This window comes from Nocardiopsis alba (assembly GCF_000710955.1).
Taxonomy (GTDB): domain Bacteria; phylum Actinomycetota; class Actinomycetes; order Streptosporangiales; family Streptosporangiaceae; genus Nocardiopsis; species Nocardiopsis alba.
Genome location: NZ_BAZE01000005.1, coordinates 195,432 through 212,269 on the forward strand (window position 1 = coordinate 195,432; position 16,838 = coordinate 212,269).

At 69.7% G+C, this 16,838-nt stretch carries 14 protein-coding genes; 7 read left to right on the forward strand and 7 right to left on the reverse strand.

The window, feature by feature from the left end; all coding sequences use genetic code 11:
• Positions 1-116 precede the first annotated feature (116 nt).
• Entirely contained in the window at positions 117-1,721 is a 1,605-nt protein-coding gene (locus TR33_RS11470; RefSeq protein ID WP_017533506.1) for a Na+/H+ antiporter, read from the forward strand.
• A gap of 165 nt (positions 1,722-1,886) precedes the next feature.
• On the forward strand, positions 1,887-2,900 hold the full coding sequence (locus TR33_RS11475) for a chitinase (protein WP_017533505.1): 1,014 nt from the start codon (positions 1,887-1,889) through the stop codon (positions 2,898-2,900).
• A 135-nt stretch (positions 2,901-3,035) separates the two neighbouring features.
• Here TR33_RS11475 and TR33_RS11480 read toward each other — a convergent pair whose 3' ends face one another.
• Complete coding sequence (locus TR33_RS11480; RefSeq protein ID WP_017533504.1) at positions 3,036-5,669, reverse strand: bifunctional FO biosynthesis protein CofGH; 2,634 nt, start codon at positions 5,667-5,669, stop codon at positions 3,036-3,038.
• Positions 5,670-5,813: 144 nt separating this feature from the next.
• On the opposite strand from TR33_RS11480, the gene TR33_RS11485 reads away from it, so the two are divergent.
• The gene (locus TR33_RS11485) at positions 5,814-6,764 is read left to right on the forward strand and encodes a lysylphosphatidylglycerol synthase domain-containing protein (RefSeq protein WP_042283083.1); all 951 of its coding nucleotides are present in this window, start codon (positions 5,814-5,816) and stop codon (positions 6,762-6,764) included.
• 23 nt (positions 6,765-6,787) lie between these two features.
• Here TR33_RS11485 and TR33_RS11490 read toward each other — a convergent pair whose 3' ends face one another.
• The 3 genes from TR33_RS11490 to TR33_RS11500 all read right to left on the reverse strand — a co-directional run bounded on the left by TR33_RS11490 (position 6,788) and on the right by TR33_RS11500 (position 10,939).
• Positions 6,788-7,906: a glycosyltransferase family 4 protein gene (locus TR33_RS11490; RefSeq protein ID WP_017533502.1), complete on the reverse strand. Its 1,119-nt coding sequence runs from the start codon at positions 7,904-7,906 to the stop codon at positions 6,788-6,790.
• A complete protein-coding gene (locus TR33_RS11495) occupies positions 7,903-8,823 on the reverse strand; it encodes a glycosyltransferase family 2 protein (RefSeq protein WP_014913525.1) in 921 nt (306 codons plus the stop codon). The genes TR33_RS11490 and TR33_RS11495 overlap by 4 nt, the downstream gene beginning before the upstream one ends.
• A 73-nt stretch (positions 8,824-8,896) precedes the next feature.
• The gene (locus TR33_RS11500; protein WP_017533501.1) at positions 8,897-10,939 is read right to left on the reverse strand and encodes a hypothetical protein; all 2,043 of its coding nucleotides are present in this window, start codon (positions 10,937-10,939) and stop codon (positions 8,897-8,899) included.
• A 135-nt stretch (positions 10,940-11,074) separates the two neighbouring features.
• Here TR33_RS11500 and TR33_RS11505 point away from each other — a divergent pair, with 135 nt between their 5' ends.
• Both TR33_RS11505 and TR33_RS11510 read left to right on the forward strand, forming a co-directional pair.
• Positions 11,075-11,872 (forward strand): TIGR03089 family protein, encoded by a 798-nt coding sequence (locus TR33_RS11505; protein WP_017533500.1) that lies wholly within the window; start codon positions 11,075-11,077, stop codon positions 11,870-11,872.
• Positions 11,873-11,946: 74 nt separating this feature from the next.
• On the forward strand, positions 11,947-12,891 hold the full coding sequence (locus TR33_RS11510; RefSeq protein WP_042283085.1) for a DUF3592 domain-containing protein: 945 nt from the start codon (positions 11,947-11,949) through the stop codon (positions 12,889-12,891).
• 39 nt (positions 12,892-12,930) lie between these two features.
• On the opposite strand, the gene TR33_RS26875 is transcribed toward TR33_RS11510, so the two are convergent.
• The 3 genes from TR33_RS26875 to TR33_RS11520 form a co-directional block, all read right to left on the reverse strand.
• Positions 12,931-13,068 carry a hypothetical protein gene (locus tag TR33_RS26875; RefSeq protein WP_014908672.1) on the reverse strand — a complete coding sequence of 46 codons (138 nt, stop codon included), beginning with the start codon at positions 13,066-13,068 and terminating at the stop codon, positions 12,931-12,933.
• Positions 13,069-13,294: 226 nt separating this feature from the next.
• Positions 13,295-14,509, reverse strand: coding sequence for an amidohydrolase (locus TR33_RS11515; protein ID WP_042283086.1), 1,215 nt, complete (start codon positions 14,507-14,509; stop codon positions 13,295-13,297).
• Positions 14,510-14,587: 78 nt separating this feature from the next.
• A complete protein-coding gene (locus TR33_RS11520; protein WP_014911076.1) occupies positions 14,588-15,406 on the reverse strand; it encodes a helix-turn-helix domain-containing protein in 819 nt (272 codons plus the stop codon).
• Positions 15,407-15,610: 204 nt separating this feature from the next.
• Between TR33_RS11520 and TR33_RS11525 the strand changes: the two genes are divergently transcribed.
• Together TR33_RS11525 and TR33_RS11530 are read left to right on the forward strand one after the other, a co-directional pair.
• Complete coding sequence (locus tag TR33_RS11525; protein ID WP_014912790.1) at positions 15,611-16,057, forward strand: PLD nuclease N-terminal domain-containing protein; 447 nt, start codon at positions 15,611-15,613, stop codon at positions 16,055-16,057.
• A 103-nt stretch (positions 16,058-16,160) separates the two neighbouring features.
• Positions 16,161-16,829, forward strand: a complete 669-nt coding sequence (locus TR33_RS11530; RefSeq protein WP_017533497.1) for a peptidylprolyl isomerase — start codon at positions 16,161-16,163, stop codon at positions 16,827-16,829.
• Positions 16,830-16,838 lie beyond the last annotated feature (9 nt).

The following is a 16,838-nucleotide window of genomic DNA, read 5'->3' on the forward strand; positions in this document are numbered from 1 at the left end:
CCGTGTGAACACGGACGACGCGCCGTACCGGCCCACCGGGCACGGGCGGCGCGTCCTCACGTCGAGTGGTCCCGCCGAGCGGCATGCTGGTGCGGTCGACCGACGGGAGGGGCCGGGTGAACGTCGAGGAGTATGTGATCGCCGCGCTGGTCGTGGTGATCGCGGTCATCGTGGGGCAGTTGATCTCCGGACGTATCCGCGTGCCCGGATCGGTGGTCCTGGTGATGGTGGGGATGCTCCTCGGAGTGATCCCGTGGATGCACTCCCTGTCGGTCAGCCCGGAGATCATCCTTCTGGTCTTCCTGCCCCCGCTGATCTACAACGCGGCGTTCTTCTCCTCTCCCAAGGACATGCGCGACCTGATGCGCCCCATCATCGTGATGTCGGTGGGGGTCACCCTGCTCACCGCCCTGGGGCTGGCGTCCGTCATCCACCTGTTGCTCCCCGACGCCGGGTGGCCGGCCGCCATCGCCCTGGGCGCGGCCATCGCCCCGACCGACGCCGTCGCCGCCTCGGCGATCCTCAAACGCGCCGGCACCCCGCGCCGCGTGCTCACCATCCTGGAGGGCGAGTCCCTCATCAACGACGGCGTGGCCCTGACCCTGTTCAGCCTGGCCTTGACCGCGATGGCCCATCCGCTCACCCCGGGAGACGCCCTTCTGGAACTGGGCAAGGTCGTGGTGGGCGGGCTGGCCTATGGGGCCCTGATCGCCGTGCTGGTCGCCTGGGCCCGTGTCCGGATGCGCGACGCCTCCCTCCAGCTGATGACGGTACTGGTCACCCCGTTCGTGGCCTACATCCCCGCGGAGATGGCCGGGTTCTCCGGGGTTCTGGCGGCGGTCGTGGCCGGCTTCTATCTGGGCACGCACGGCGAGGGGCTGCTGCCTCCCCGGGTCCGGTTGAACGGTCGGACCATCTGGACCGCCCTGGTCGGCCTTTTGGAGGCCACCCTGTTCGTCCTCTTGGGCCTGCAACTGGACGCGGTGGTGCTCGCCGTCCGCGAGAGCTTCGGCTTCGTGCAGCTGTTCCTGGTGGCCTTGGTGGTGACCGCCACGGCGATGGCGCTGCGCATGACGCTGATGCTGTTCGTCGTCCCGATCCAGAGATTCGTCCCGAAGATGCCGCTGGGGGTGTCGACCTTCCGAGAACGCGTCGCGATCGGGTGGAGCGGTATGCGCGGCGCGATCTCGCTCGCGATCGCCCTGTCGCTCCCGACGACGTTGGACGGACAGGCCTTCCCCGAGCGGGGCGCGCTCATCTTCATCGCCGGGGTGGTGGTGATGGGCACCCTGGTCGGCCAGGGTACGACCCTGCCGTGGGTGCTGCGCAGACTGGGCCTGACCGACGAGGGGACCCGGCAGAGGGAGTACCTGCGGGCCGAGTACGAGATGGGCTGCGCCGCGGTCCGCAAGGTCGACGAACTGTTCACCGAGGGCGACGTCGACGGTAGGACCGCCGACGCCATGCGCGAGCGTTACTCCATCCGGATCGGACAGGTGAAGAGCCTGTTGGAGGCGGAGGAGGAGAAGTCGGAGCTGGAACTGCACAAGGCCAAGAAGGGCCTCGAGAACCGTCGCGCGATCCACGAGCAGATCATCCAGTCGCGGCGGGACGCCCTGATGGACCTCTACCGTTCCGGCACGATCGACTACGACGTGTTCACGAGGCTGAACCAGGACATGGACATCCGTGACGGCGGAAGCGGCCAGTACGGGCTTTGACCAGCGGGGAAGGCGTTCCTGGTACCGGGTGCCCAAGAAAACCGCAAACTTTCCTTACCGTTTCCGTTGACGCACCCCGTCGTCAACTTTAAAGTTTCCTAACAATTACCGGCTCACGGAGCTAGGACCCTTCGTCCCCCCGCTCGACGAAAGGAGCACCCCCCGATGCTCACCTTCCGGAAGACCCGGCTCGCCCTCCTCGGCGGCCTCGCCGCGGTCGCCACCGCGCTCGTCTCCACCGGTGCCGCGGCCGCAGAGCCCGCCCAGGTCGAGAACACGCCCGACTCCGCGCAGACCCAACAGACCGAACAGTGGCTCACCGGCTACTGGCACAACTTCGACAACGGCTCCACCGTGATGCCGCTGTCCGAGATCCCCTCCGAGTACAACCTGGTGGCGATCGCCTTCGCCGACAATCACCCCCGGCTCGACGGCGGTATCACCTTCAACCTCGCCGAGTCGGAGCTCGCCGGTTACACCGACGCCCAATTCCGCGAGGACATCGCCGCCATCCAGGCCGAGGGCCGCAAGGTGATCATCTCCGTGGGCGGCGAGCTCGGTCACGTGAACGTCACCAACCCCACCCAGGCGCAGAACTTCGCCGACACCACCTACGAGCTCATGCAGGACTACGGGTTCGACGGCGTCGACATCGACCTGGAGCACGGCATCAACGCCGAGCACATGTCGAACGCGCTGCACGACCTCAGCGGCAAGGCCGGCTCCGACCTGATCGTCACGATGGCCCCGCAGACCATCGACTTCCAGAGCCCCACCGCCGAGTACTACAAACTGGCGGAGAACATCTCCGACATCCTCACCATCATCAACATGCAGTACTACAACTCCGGCTCCATGCTGGGTTGTGACGGCAACGTCTACCAGCAGGGCACACCCGACTTCGTCGCCGCCCTCGCGTGCATTCAGCTGGAGATGAACCTGACCCCCGACCAGGTCGGCCTGGGTCTGCCCGCCGTCTCCTCCGCCGCGGGCGGCGGATACATGGCGCCGAGCGGCGTCGTCTCCGCCCTGGACTGCCTCCAGACCGGCAACGGCTGCGGCTCCTTCTCCCCCGAGACCCCCTACGGTCAGATCGGCGGCGTGATGACCTGGTCCATCAACTGGGACGCCACCAGCGACTACGCCTTCGCCCGGACGGTCTCGGCCGCCCTGCGATAACCGACGAGAACACCCGCGGGACCCACACTCCCACCCGCGGTCCCACGCGGCCCCCTCCTCCCATCCCGGGGCCGCCTCCCCAGAGGGGCGGGACGCCATCCCCCGGCGTCCCGCCCCTTCTTCGCGCCTCCTCGGTCAGACCAGGGGGAGACGGGGGCGCAGGATGCCGGGGGCGACACCGTCGCTGGCCTCCGCCGCGCGCAGACGCTCCTCGGAGACCGGACCATACGTGGTGGTCCGCTGACGCAGCGGCCGGCCGGTCGGCTCCACCAGCGCCTTGATGTCACTGATCGTCTTGTACGAGCCCTGACCGGAGCCCGCCATACGGCTGATGGTCTCCTCCATGAGGGTGCCGCCCGCGTCGTTGACCCCGCCCTCGAGCAGCCGTCGGAACGTATCCTCGGCCAACTTGACCCACGAGCCCTGGATGTTGTCGATCCGACCGTGCAGGAGCAGCCGGGCCAGGGCGTGGACCGCCCGGTTCTCCCGGACCGTCGGGCCGGTGCGGGCCAGGCCGGCCAGGTAGATCGGCGCGCTGGTGTGCACGAACGGCAACAGGACGAACTCGGTGAAGCCGGGGCGCCCGTTGTGTTCGAGGGAGCGTTCCTGAAGGGAGCGCAGCAGCTTGAGGTGGGCGACCCAGTGGTGGGGGGAGTCCACGTGGCCGTACATCATCGTGGAGGTGGTGGGGATCCCCAGGTCGTGGGCGGTGGTGATCACCTCGATCCACTCGCGCGCGGGCAGCTTGCCCTTGGTGAGGATCCAGCGGACCTCGTCGTCGAGGATCTCCGCCGCCGTGCCGGGGATGGAATCGAGCCCGGCCTCCCGTGCCCGGGTCAGCCACTCGCGGATCGGCAGGTCGGTGCGGGCAGCGCCGTTGACCACCTCCATCGGGCTGAAGGCGTGGATGTGCATGTCCGGCACGCGTTCGCGCACGGCGGCCGCGATGTCGAAGTAGGCGGTACCGGGCAGGTCCGGGTGGATGCCGCCCTGCATGCACACCTCGGTGGCGCCGGCCTTCCACGCCTCCTCGGCACGGTCGGCGACCTGGTCGAGCGAGAGCGTGTAGGCGTCGGCGTCGGTGCGCCGCTGCGCGAAGGCGCAGAAACGGCAGCCGGTGTAACAGACGTTGGTGAAGTTGATGTTCCTGGTGACGACATAGGTGACGTCGTCGCCGACGGTGTCGCGGCGCACCCGATCGGCCAGGCCGGTGAGGGCTTCCAGGGCGTCGTCGTCGGCGTGCAGCAGGGCGAGCGCCTCGTCGTCGGAGAGCCCCGCCGGATCGCGTTCGGCGCTGCGCAGGGCCGCGGCGATCTCCGGGTCCGCGCGTCGGGGCACCGCTCCGCGGCGGTCGACCCCGGGGGCGAGCTCGTCCCAGTCCCCGTAGACCGCGTCGAAGTCGCCGCGCCGATCCTCGGTACGTCCCTCGGAGTCGATGCCGGTGTGCAGGTCGGTGCGGCCGGTGGAGACCAGGACCGCCTCCGGCTCCTGCCAGGGGCGGCCCACCGGTACGGCGTCCTCGCGGGCCAGACCGGTGGCCGGATCCACCAGGGCGTCGATGTGTCCGCGCAGACGCGGGTCGACCCAGGGCTCGCCGGCCCGAATGTACTCGGGGTAGACGGTGAGGCGCTCACGCAGTGTGAAGCCCTGGGCGGCGGTGCGTTCGGCCAGATCGTCGATCTGCGGCCAGGGACGTTCGGGGTTGACGTGATCCGCGGTGAGCGGCGAGACGCCGCCCCAGTCGTCGATGCCCGCCCGGATCATGAGCGCGTACTCGTCCACTCCGCCGTTCTCGGCGCCGATGAGGTTGGGCGGGGCCTGGATGTGCGCCTTGGGGCCCATGACCAGACGGGTGACGGCGATGGTGGCGGCCATCTCCTCCCGTTCTGCGTCGGGACGGTGCATCATCGCGGTGTCCGGTTTGGCGCGGAAGTTCTGCACGATGATCTCCTGAACGCCGCCGTAGCGGCGGGAGACCCCGCGCATCGCGAAGATCGACTCGGCCCGGTCGGCGAGCGTCTCGCCGATGCCCAGTAGGAGGCCGGTGGTGAAGGGCACGCTGGAACGGCCGGCGTCCTCCAGGGCGCGCAGCCGGACGGCCGGATCCTTGTCGGGGCTGCCGTAGTGGGCCTGGCCCTTCTCTCTGAAGAGTCGGCGCGAGGTGGTCTCCAGCATCATGCCCATGGAGGGGGAGACCGACTTCAGGCGCTGGAGGTCGGACCAGGTGAGCACACCCGGGTTGAGGTGTGGGAGCAGCCCCGTCTCCTCCAGCACCATGATCGCCATGGCCCGAACGTAGGACAGGGTGTCGTCGTAGCCGCGGGAGTCGAGCCACTCCGCCGCCTGCCTCCACCGGTCCTCGGGGCGGTCCCCCAGGGTGATGAGGACCTCCTTGCAGCCCATCTCCGCGCCTTTTCGGGCGATCTCCAGAACCTCGTCCGGGGACATGTAGGGGGCTTCGAGACGGCCGGGGACCGTGGCGAAGGTGCAGTAGTGGCAACGATCGCGGCACAGGCGGGTGAGGGGGACGAACACCTTGCGGCTATAGGTGATCACGGCGCCTCGGCCGGAGGCCTCCAGGCCCGCGTCGCGGACCCGTCCGGCGTATTCGAGGAGGCGGTCGAGTTCCTCTCCTCGCGCGTGCAGGAGGGTCTCCACCTCGGTGGCGTCCAGGGTCTTGCCGTCTCGGGCACGGGCCAACGCCCTGCGTATGGACGATGCCGTGGGGGTGGGGATGGGGACGGGATCCGGCTCGTTCGCACCACTCATAGGTGCACCCTACGTTCCCGCCCCACCACGGAGACAGCCGCACCCGCCGTCGGATCGAGGGCGGATCCCGGGGCCGTCGAGGCCGGACGGATCCGCCCTGTGGACGAACGGAAAGGGAGGGGTCGCGCCGGTTAGGCTTGCGGGGTGCTGACTCGGCTGCGACACAACGTGTGGATCCGCCTTCTCCTCCTCGTGCTGGTGTGCGCCTGCGCGGGGCTGGCGTTGCACACCAACTGGACCCAGGCGCGCGGGGCCGTGACCGACCTCCCGCTCTGGGTGCCGCCCACCGCCGTCCTGGCCGGCATGGCCGGGTTGGCCGCTCAGATGCTCGCCTGGCGGTCGCTGCTGTCCGGGCTGGGCTCCCCTCTGCCACGTGCCGCCGCCGCGCGGGTGATGTTCGTCGGTCAGCTCGGCAAGTACCTTCCCGGGTCGGTATGGGCCTTCGTCGCCCAGGTGGAGCTGGCCCGGGACTGGAACGTGCCCCGCTCCCGCGGAGCCACGGCGACCCTGGTGGCGATCGCGGTGACGGTGTCGGTGAGTCTCGCGGTGGCGGCGGTGGCGCTTCCGCTGTCCTCCGTCGAGGCGGCCCGCCGCTGGTGGTGGGCGCTGGCCGCCGCCCCCGTCCTGCTCGCCTGCCTGCACCCTCGGATCCTGGGGCTGGGGCTTCGTGTCGCGGCCCGCCCCTTCGCCCGGTTCCGCGAGGTCGCCGAGGCCGGCCCCCTACGGATCGGCGGGGGCGCGGTGGCGGCCTCGGTCGGTTGGACCCTCGTCGCCTGGATCCCGCTGGGCCTGCACGTGTGGTTGTTGACCTGGGCCGTGGGCGGCGACGCCCTGCGTTCGCTCGGACCCGCGGTGGGCGCGTACGCGCTCGCCTGGACCCTGGGGCTGCTCGTGGTGTTCGCCCCGGCCGGGCTGGGCGTGCGCGAGGTGGTCCTGGTGGTGGCGTTGGCCCCGGTGGTGGACGCCGGAGCCGCGCTGGTGGTGGCGGTGCTCTCCCGTCTGGTGATGACCGTCGCCGACGTGGGGTGGGCCGGACTGTCCCTGGCCCTGTCCAGAGCCCCGGCCGCCCCCGAGCCCGAGCCCGAACGCGCCTGACGCCTCACGACGGCCGGCCCCGTTCAGGCCTCCAGGAGGCGTTCGATGTAGGCCTTCCAGTACGGTTCGGCGTCCACCGGACGCACCCCGGCGCGCAGGCGCTCGGGGACACCCGGTCGGTAGAACTCCGCCAACACGCGCGCCAGGTCGGCGACGTCGTCGGGGGCGCACAACAGGCCGTCCACCCCTTCCCGGACGTGGTCGGCGAGCGCGCCCGCCCGGGTCGCGACGACCGGGAGCCCGTGTTCGTGGGCCAGCCACACGTTCTGGCTCGCGGTGGCGGCCCGGTAGGGCAGGACCATCGCGTCGGCCTCGGCGAACAGCTTCGGAAGTTCCTCGGCGGGGACGTACCCCTCGCGCAGATGGACCCGATCGACCAGGCCCAGTCTCCGGATCAGGGCGACCGTCTCCTCGGAACCGCCCCAGAACTCGCCCGCCACCGTGAGGGTCACGTCGCCGGGGACGCCCTCGGCCATGGCCCGCAGCAGCACGTCCACCCCCTTGTAAGGGCGGACGATCCCGAGGAACAGCAGGTGGCGTCGCTCGCCGGCCTCTCCCCCCGGATGCGCCCGCTCCCCACCGGTCTCGGGCAGGTGCGGCGGCATCGACGCGACCAGAGGACGGCGCCGCCCGAAGCCCAGCAGCCCCTCGGCGAGGTGGGCCTGCTCGTCGGTGTGGGTCAGGACCCCGTCGACCCGGCGCAGCAGAGCGCGGACGAGTGAGACGTCCACGGCTCGACGTTCGTGCGGCAGGACGTTGTGGCACAACACCACCACCCGGGCCCGTCGACCGCGGACCGAGCGCAGCCCGGCGAGGACGCCCAGGTAGGCGGGGACCTGGACCGGCGAGAACAGGGTGAGCACCACCAGGTCCTCCGAACGTGCCAGACGGCGGCCGGTGGCCCACCAGCCGTCCGGCCGGTACCAGGCCAGCGCGTGGCGGGTGTCGGCGAACGGCTCTCCCTCGGGGGCGGTGATGGTCTGCTCGCCCGGGTAGAGCGCCGAGGGGTACTGGGCCGCCCACGACTCGATCCGGGTCCGGTGTCCCGCTCCGGCCAGATGATGGGCCAGCTCGGTGGTGTGCCGTGCCCCGCCGCCCTTGTAGGGATGGGCCGGGCCTACAAGGGTGATCCGCGGGTTCACGGGTGCTCCCTGGAACGCACGATGAGGTCGGCCAACAAGGCGATCGCCGCGAAGATCAACCCGGTCATGAGGATCATGACGGTGTTGTTGGGGATGTAGAGCGGCTGTTGTACCTGGTCGTAGACGAACTTGACGGTCCCCAGCCCCAGGAGCCACAGCGCGGGCGGCATGAGCACCTTGAGCGGGTTGAAGTACATGACCATGCGCAGCACCTGGAGGATGTACCGGTAGGCGTCGCGCACGAAGTGGAACTTGGAGGTGCCCGCGCGCTTGGCGTACTCGATGGGCACGTACTCGACCCGATGCTGGTTGGACAGGAACGCCAGGGTGATCGTGGTGACGCAGGAGAAGCCGGGCGGCAGCAGTCGCAGGTAGGGGCGGGCCACGTCCCTACGGAACACCCGCAGGCCGGAGTTGAGGTCGGGGATCCTGGTGTTGGTGAGGCGTTCGGCGATCTTGCGGATCATCCACTTGGCCGGGACCCGCAACAGCTTGTGCGTCCCCATCTCCTGGGTGCGCGCCCCGACCACCTGGTCGATCTCCGGTGAGGCGTCGAGCCTGGCCACCAGTTCGGGGATGCGCTCGTTGGGGTAGCTCATGTCCGCGTCGGTCCACACGACGTACTCGCCGCGCGCCCGTTGGCTGCCGATGCGTCGAACGGTCCCCGCTCCCCCGTTGTGCCCGAAGGCCACCACCCGCATGTGCGGGAAGAGGTGTTCGACGTCGCGCAGCCGGGCCAGGGTGCCGTCGTTGGAGGCGTCGTCCACCGCGAGCAGTTCGTATCCGTATCCGGAGGCGTCCATGGCCGAGCAGATCCGCTTGACCTCGTCGACGACGTGCTCTTCCTCGTTGTAGCAGGGCAGGACGATAGTGACCCGTACGGAAGGGTCGTCGGTGTGCTCTTCGCTGTGGCTCATACGGTTCTTCTCGACGGGGCGGTCGGTGGCGGGTCCCCGGCACGGCGGTCGCCGTCGGGAACGGGAACGCGGTTCACTCCGGAGCCGGTGGGACGACGGTCCACACACTGCCCTGGAAGTCCCAGGAGCCGGTCGGGGGTGTCATGAGCGTACTCGGGTCCATGTCCGCGATCACGTGGAAGTGCCGCTCGGCGTCGGCCCCGTTCCCGGTGAGCTCGTCGAGCGTCGCCCACTCCGGTGCGGCGAGCACGGGGACGCGGCCACGTTCGTACACGGCGGCGGTCACCCGTTCGACGGCCTCGGGGCTGTGGTCGTTCAGGGCGGCGGTGGGGGCGCCGCAGACGTTGCGGATGAGCGGCATGTAACCACCCGCCATGCCGGAGTCGACCACGAGCACCGACGCCTTCGGCGGGAGCGAGGCGCACAGGCGTTCCGTCTCGGCGACCGTCCCCACGTCCTGGCGGTAGCCCATGATCCCCGCGGCCGAGGTGGCGGCGGTGGGGACCAGCAGGGAGGCGACGGCCCCGGCGACCACGACCGGGGGCAGCGACCGCATGAGGGACCGCTGTCCGGTGTTGCGGGCGACCGCCTCGCAGTAGCGGGTCAGCCTGGCCAGGAACCACAGGGCGAAGAGGATGAACGCCGGGATGACCAGCACGATCAGCCGTCGACTGGCCCAGGGGTGGTCGGGGGTGATGGCCGGACGCAGGAGCGTGGTGGTCACCGTCCACACCAACAGCATGGCGGGCAACATCCACCAGAGGTCGCGGCGCAGGGCGAGCCGCCTCAGGACGAGGGCCACGCCGAGGGAGGCGAACAGCACGGCGCCCAGCCCCACGTACCAGCCCACCCAGTACAGGCTCATGTCGTAGTAGGTGCGGCTGCCCTCGATCGGCAGCCCCTCGAAGCCTTGGACCGCCGCCACCCACTGGTCGGTGAAGTCGCTGCCGTGCCCGTAGTCCGGCCACAGCAGGGGTCGGACGGCGAAACCGACCATCACCAGGACGGTGACCCCCGCGACCGCGTCGGGCAGCCATCGGACGCGTTCGGTGTGCGGTGGTCCGTGGCGCCACAGGGCCGCGGTGAGTACGACCGTGGCGAAGACGACCCCTCCGCTGATGAGGAGCAGCGGGACCATGGAGTCCGACAGGTATTCCAGGTACGGGAGTGAATAGCCGTAGCCCGCGACGAGCCCGTACGCCACGCCGACGACGAGCCCTCCGAGCAGCGGGAGGGCCTGCCCCCTTCGCGCGACGAGCAGCAGACCGATGAAACCGATGACCGGGAGCAGATCGCGGATGGCGTCGATCCGCACCAGGACGCCGAGTCCGAACACCACGCCCGCGGTGGCCGCGAGGGTGTGGACCGCACTCCAACGATCCGTGAGGGCGCTGCGCCGGGACAGGGCGTCGAACGCGATCACCAGCCCGCCGAGCAGGAGGATCTGGGCGAGGGGCTCACTGTAGGTGAACCTGCTGACCCACTGTTGAGGCAGGCAGATCGCCAGTACCAGGGCGGCCAGGGGCGCCCAGCGCGCTCCGACCAGACGCGCGGTGAGCCCCGCGAAGGTGAGGACCCCGAGGGCTCCCAGGATCGGGGTGGTGACGAGCATGCCGTCGAGACCGCCGAGCCAGTAGCCGATCGAGAGCACCAGGGGCGCTCCGGCCATGAACTGGGGCCAGATGACGTCGTCGCGCTCGTAATGCGCCAGGCTCTGGTAGCTCAACGCGGGATCGTCCCCCGCGATCAGCTCCCGCTGCTGTGGGATGGGCAGGTGCCCGTATTCGGCGATCCACGTCGTGTACATGGCGTAGGACGCGGGATCCCTACGGATGACCAGGGCCTCGGCGTGGTAGGCGATCTGGACCGCGGCGAAGGCCACGGTGATCAGCAGGACCGCCACCACCGGCCACCAGGGGACGTCGTCCAGGTCGGGGACCAGTCGGGGCAGGAGGGCACCGGCGGCCACCACGGCGGGCAACCCCAGCACGAGGCCGATCATCGGGGTGAACCAACCGCCGACCAGAAGCGGAAAGGCGACGAGAAGCCAGGCGGAGAGGGCGATCGCGGGAAGCGCGGTCACGCGGGCGAGGAGCCGTCCGGGAAGCAGACGCATGGGGCAACTCTGACAGCTTCCGGCATCGTACGCACACCGATCGGCCTTCTCGGAGCGGCCATGACAAACACCCACACCCCCGGTCACCTCGGCCTTGTGGGTCGGGTCCGGGCGCCGGGAAAGTAGCATGAGCCCATGTCCGATTCTCCCGCGCCCCTGTGGCGTGCCCTCGTCGCCTCCGAGCCCTCCCGCCCGTTCGTGACCTCCTACGACGATCTCGGCGATCGGGTGGAGCTGTCGCGGGCGACCCTCGACAACTGGGTCTCCAAGACCTCGAACATGCTGGTGGACGGGTTCGGTACCCAGCCGGGCGACCGGATCGCGGTGGCGCTGCCCGTGCACTGGCAGTCGTTGGCGTGGGCGCTGTCCGCCTGGTCGGTGGGGGCCGCCGTGGTGCTGGAGGGTGACGGGGTCGCTCCGGGCACGGAGGTCGCGGTGACCGACGAAGGTCGGTTGGACGCGGCTCTGGACGGGGGCGCCGAGGAGGTCGTGGGCACCTCGCTCGATTCCCTCGGGATGCCGATGCGCGAGGTCCCGCCGATGGTCACGGACTACACCGTGGAGGTGCGCGGGCACGGGGACCACTTCCCGGCCTATCGGGTCTCCGCCGAGGAGCCCGCTCTGGAATCGAACGGTCGGACGTTCACCGGGGCCGAACTGGTGGCCGCCGGACGTGAACGCGCCCGCGCGTGGGAACTGGGAGAGGACGACCGGTTGGCGGTCGTGGTCCCCTCGGACGCTCCATTGAGCGCCCTGGGCGAGGATCTCTCGGTGCTCCTGGCGGCGGTGGTGTCCGGTGCCCCCTTGGTCGTGACGCCCGCCCCGGCCGAGGGCGAGCGGGAGCGTTTCCTCAAGAGGCTGAGCGCCGAGCGGGTGACCGTCCTGTTCGGTGAGGGCCTCGACGAGGATCTCCCCTTCCGGCGAGTGAGCTGACCGGCACCTCGAAAAGGGGCGATGGCCGGTTACGGACCTTTCCACCCATAGGTCCGCTCTGTTAGAACGACCCGGTGGACAACACGACCCTCATACCTCTCCTCATCATCCTCGTATGCGCCGGTTCCTTCCTCTATAAGGGGATACGCGGCTTCTTGGCCGCCTCCAAGGAGAACCGACGTGTACGAGAGCTGGACCGATCCGGTGTTCGCGCTCGCGGAGTGATCGCCGTCGTGCATCCGCTGGAACGCTCTCCCCACGGCCACCGGGTGACCGTGACCGTGGAGGGGGGCGACGGCCGCCGTTGGGAGGCCGTCGACGCATCGGGGCTGAACGGCTACCTGGTACGCGAGGGCACCCCGGTCGAGCTGACGTACGCCGCCGGAGACCCCCTGAACATCCGGGTGGAGCGCGCGGCGTTCCCCCTACCGCCCCAGGGCCTCTATCCCCTGTATCCGCACGGGCTCCCGAAGCCGCCCTCGCCGGTGTGGCCCCTGCTGTACGCGGTGGGCGGCGCGGCCCTCGTCCTGGGTGTCGGCGTCCTAGTTCTGAACGGGGGCGAGGCCGCGGGGAGGTTCGTCCCGCTCCTGTTCGCCGTCCTCGGACCGGTATTCCTCGTTCTCGCCGTCCGCGGCCTGATCCGTCGTGGTACCGGAGAGCGGAGACTCACCGCGGAGGCGACCGGGGTGGTCACCGACGCCTGGACCGAAGTGCGTCGGCGAAAAGGGAACAACGAGCGACACCGCACCTATCGAGTCCACCCGTTCACCCTCCACTTCCGGGCGGCCGACGGACGCGAGGTCCACCACCGTCATCCGGTCGCGAGCGGCTCCTTCGAACCGGTGGTCGACCAGCTCCTCCAGGTCCGCTACGACCCGGAACACCCCGCCGACCACGCTCTCGTCGGCCACATGAACGCGGCTCTGGGCAAGAGTGTCGCGCTGTTCTTCATCGGACTGGTGTCCACCGTCCTCGGGGTGGCGTTGACCTTCGTGTTCTGGTCGACGCCCCCGGTCTGATCCGCCCTCCCGACCGAACCCGGCCACCGGGTCGCGGTGTCACCGCCTCCTCCTCTTCTCACGTTCCTTCTCCCGCTCCGTCCTCCTCGCCTCCCGTGCCATCCGCTCCTCCCGGGCGAGACGTTCCATCTCGACCCGGTACAGGTCGGCCGCCTGAGCGCTGAGATCGTGGTGCATGGGCCCTCCTCGGTCCGTCACACCGGGAAACCTCTTCCCGATGTCTCCAGACTTCCGATAAGGACCCCCGCGGCACATCGGGAGAGTTCCTCGAACGACGACGCCGCGACCCTCCTTAGAGGAGGCGTCGCGGCGTCGGGGGGTCCTTAGACACCCCTCACGGAGCGAGGCGGGCCCGAGGTCCGAACGACCGGTGGAGCGCTACGGGCCGTCGGGTTCGCGCGGGTCAGGCCTCCCTGTAGTAGGGGTCGGCCGCCTTGCCCTCGCGTCGTTCCTCGTCGTAGGTGTACACCTCACGGCCGCCGACGAACACCCGCAGAGCGCGGCTCATGATGTCGAGCGGGTCGCCCGACCAGACCACCACGTCGGCGTCCAGACCCGGCTTCAACGAGCCCACGCGGTCGTCCAGGCCCATGATCTCGGCGGGGTTGACGGTGAGCGCGCGGATCGCGGAGTCGCGGTCCATGCCCTCCTTGACGCACAGGATCGCCTGGTAGACGAGGTATTCGATGGGGATGACCGGGGCGTCGGTGGTCAGGGCGACCTTGACGCCCGCCCGGTCCAGGATCCCGGGACCGGCCAGCGTACGGTTGCCGACCTCGACCTTGGAGCGGCTGGTCATCAACGGTCCGGTGATGACCGGGATCTCGCGTGCGGCGATCTCGTCGGCCAGCAGGTGGCCCTCGGTGCAGTGGTTGATGATGAGCCGGTAGCCGAACTCGTCGGCCAGCCGCATCGCGGTGTGCATGTCGTCGGCGCGGTGCACGTGCTGGCACCAGGGGACATCGCCGTCGAGTACCTGGACGAGGGTCTCCAGCGTGTTGTCCCGGTCGAAGGGGGTCCCCTCGCTCCGGGCGTGGTCGCGCTTGGCCTTGTAGTCCTGCGCCTTGGTGAAGGCGTCGCGGATGACCGCGGCCACGCCCTGGCGGGTGGAGGGGAGGGTGTTCTTGTCACCGTAGACGCGTTTGGGGTTCTCGCCCAGGGCGCTCTTGACGCTGGCCGGCTCCTTGAGCAGGCGATCCTCCATGCTGCGGCCCCACATCTTGATGGCGACGGTCCGGCCGCCGATGGGGTTGCCCGAACCGGGCTTGATCACGGAGCTGGTGACACCACCCGAGAGAGCGTCGACGAAACCCTGGTCGGCGGGGTTGATCGCGTCGATCGCCCGCATACGGGCACCGTTGGGGTCGGTCATCTCATTGGTGTCGTCACCGGCCCAACCGATGGTCTCCTCGTGGATTCCGACGTGGCCGTGGGCCTCGATGAAGCCGGGCAGGACCCACTTGCCGGCGGCGTCGACGACCTCGACGCCCTCGGGCACGGTGACCTCGTCGGCGGCGCCCACCGCGGTGATCCGCCCGTCCGAGATGAGGACCGTCCCGCCCTCGATGGGGTCTCCCACGACGGGCACGACGTATCCGGAGGTGATAGCGATATCCATGGCGGGCAACCTAACCCATCCCCGGACACACCCCCAAGACCTTTCCGGCACCGATCGGTCAACGACCCGTGCCCGGTGTCACTCGGCGGAGGGATGCCCGCAGAGGAGCTCGGACTCGGGGGTGAGGTCGACACAGGCCTCCTCGATGGCGTCGCGCACCATCCGGCAGTGGCCGACGTCCTCGCTGTCCCCGGTGAGCTCGCCTCCTTGAGCGGCGAAGGCGTAGACCATGCTGGGCCGGTCGGCGAACTCCATCATCCGGAAGGCCCCGCCCAATCCCGGGTGCGAGGGCGTCTCCTCGGGGATGATCGCGAGGCTGACGATGCCCGCCTTGATCAGATCGGCGAGGAAGGCGCGCTGCTCGTTGAGGACCTGGGGACCGCCCTGGGGGCGTTGGAGCACCGACTCGTTGAGGACCACCCGCAGTTCCGGACCGTCCGGGCCGGTCATCGCCGCCCTGTCGGCCATCTCGTCGTCCACGAGGGCCTCGATCTCCTCCGGGCCCACATGGGAGTAGAGCGGTTCCAGGATCGCCCGCGAGTACTCCCGGGTCCGCAGGAAGGCCGGGACCGTCATCGGCTGGTGCTCCCACAGGCGTGTGGCGTGCGTACCGAGTTCGCACATGTCCCCGAACTCGTTCGGGAAGGCCTCGGCCTGGAGCGTGATCGCCCAGGCGTCGACCAGGCGGTGTTCGGCGCCCAGGGCCGTGTCGACTCGTTCGACCAGGGAGCGGGCGGGTCGGCAGTGCGCGTCCTCGACCTCGCGGAGCTTGTCGTCGGTGACCCCGACGCTCTCGGCCAGTTCGGCGCGAGAGAGCCCCCGGTCGGAGCGGGCACGCAACATCCGCGCCCCGAAGGGGAGCCACATCGCCGAAGGCAACGCGGAGTTCATACCCATAACCTCTCCCGTTCTCGCCGACGCCTCGAGGGGCGTGGCGTGACATACCCTCGGTGCGACACCCCGGCCCCTTGGAGACGACCTTCTCTTGGCTCGGGGTGAATGGTCAAGCGACGAGGCGGGTGCGGCCATCCTTGACAAGTCAGGACAAAGTCGGCGATGTCGCCCTAGCCTGTCGAGTGTTTCCCCCGATTGGAAGGTCCGTTGGTCTACCTCGCCCTCTTCCTCACACTGATGTCGCTGGCGTTCTGGGTGTACGTGCTCTTCGACGTCATCGGGTCCGACGCGGAACGGATCCGGCTCCTCCCCAAACCCGCCTGGGCCGTGATCGTCCTGCTCCTCCCCAAGATCGGCGCCATAGCGTGGTTCCTGCTCGGCCGTCCGCCCCGTGAGCCCGCCGTGAACGGACCGGTGGGGCCGCCCTCCCCCTTCCCCGAATACGAGCACCCCGGGCGGGCCCGGGCCGCCACCCCGGAGGAGGACGAGGAGTTCCTGCGTCGCTGCCGTGAACGCGCGGAGGAGCAGCGCCGTCGGGCCCGCGAGTTCCAGGAGCGTGAGGAGCGCGAGCGTCGTGAGCGCGAGCGACGTGAACAGGGATCGGACCGTCGTGAACGGGACGGTGACGAGGACCCGACCGGACCCTCCGTATGAGAGATGTCCGGGTTTCGGCCCTACCCCCGAAGCTCTCGCCTCTACCGATTCGCAGTAATCTGTGTGCCACCCCCGCCGCGCATCCGACCTCGGAAGTGAACCGATGAACCGCTTGACCCTGCCGGTCTCGATCCTCGCCTGTACCGCTCTGTTCGCCACCGCCGCCTGCGGCTCGTCGGAGAACGACTCCGACACCGCTCCGGACGCGGAGACCCCCACCGCCCCCGAGGAGTCGCCGCTCCCCGCCGAAGTGGACATCGACGGCGTCGAGGGCGCCGTGCTGCACACCAGCGCGGGCGACATCGAGGTGGAGCTGTACCCCGAAGAGGCCCCCATCACCGTGGCCAACTTCGTGGGTCTGGCCGAGGGCGATCTGGCGACCAACCCCGAGACCGGAGCGGACGAGTTCTACGACGGCACGATCTTCCACCGGGTCATCCAGGACTTCATGGTCCAGGGCGGAGACCCGCAGGGCAGCGGTCGGGGTGGTCCCGGCTACCAGTTCCAGGACGAGTTCGAGTCCGGTCTGACCTTCGACGACCCCGGGATCCTCGCCATGGCCAACTCCGGCCCGGGCACGAACGGCTCCCAGTTCTTCATCACGGTCGCCCCCACCCCGCACCTGAACAACATGCACACCATCTTCGGCAAGGTCGCGGACGAGGAGTCGCTGGAGATCGTGAACGAGATCTCCACCGTCGAGACCGACGGCAACGATCGCCCCACCGACGACATCGTCCTGGAGTCGATCACCGTCCAGCGCGCCGGCTAGCCGAGGCCC

What these genes read in the sequence shown, in the direction of transcription:
- TR33_RS11475 (WP_017533505.1), top strand. Translation starts at nt 1,887, where the DNA reads ATGCTCACCTTCCGGAAGACCCGGCTCGCCCTCCTCGGCGGCCTCGCC.
- TR33_RS11480 (WP_017533504.1), bottom strand. Translation starts at nt 5,669, where the DNA reads ATGAGTGGTGCGAACGAGCCGGATCCCGTCCCCATCCCCACCCCCACG.
- TR33_RS11495 (WP_014913525.1), bottom strand. Translation starts at nt 8,823, where the DNA reads ATGAGCCACAGCGAAGAGCACACCGACGACCCTTCCGTACGGGTCACT.
- TR33_RS11500 (WP_017533501.1), bottom strand. Translation starts at nt 10,939, where the DNA reads ATGCGTCTGCTTCCCGGACGGCTCCTCGCCCGCGTGACCGCGCTTCCC.
- TR33_RS11505 (WP_017533500.1), top strand. Translation starts at nt 11,075, where the DNA reads ATGTCCGATTCTCCCGCGCCCCTGTGGCGTGCCCTCGTCGCCTCCGAG.
- TR33_RS26875 (WP_014908672.1), bottom strand. Translation starts at nt 13,068, where the DNA reads ATGCACCACGATCTCAGCGCTCAGGCGGCCGACCTGTACCGGGTCGAG.
- TR33_RS11515 (WP_042283086.1), bottom strand. Translation starts at nt 14,509, where the DNA reads ATGGATATCGCTATCACCTCCGGATACGTCGTGCCCGTCGTGGGAGAC.
- TR33_RS11520 (WP_014911076.1), bottom strand. Translation starts at nt 15,406, where the DNA reads ATGGGTATGAACTCCGCGTTGCCTTCGGCGATGTGGCTCCCCTTCGGG.
- TR33_RS11530 (WP_017533497.1), top strand. Translation starts at nt 16,161, where the DNA reads ATGAACCGCTTGACCCTGCCGGTCTCGATCCTCGCCTGTACCGCTCTG.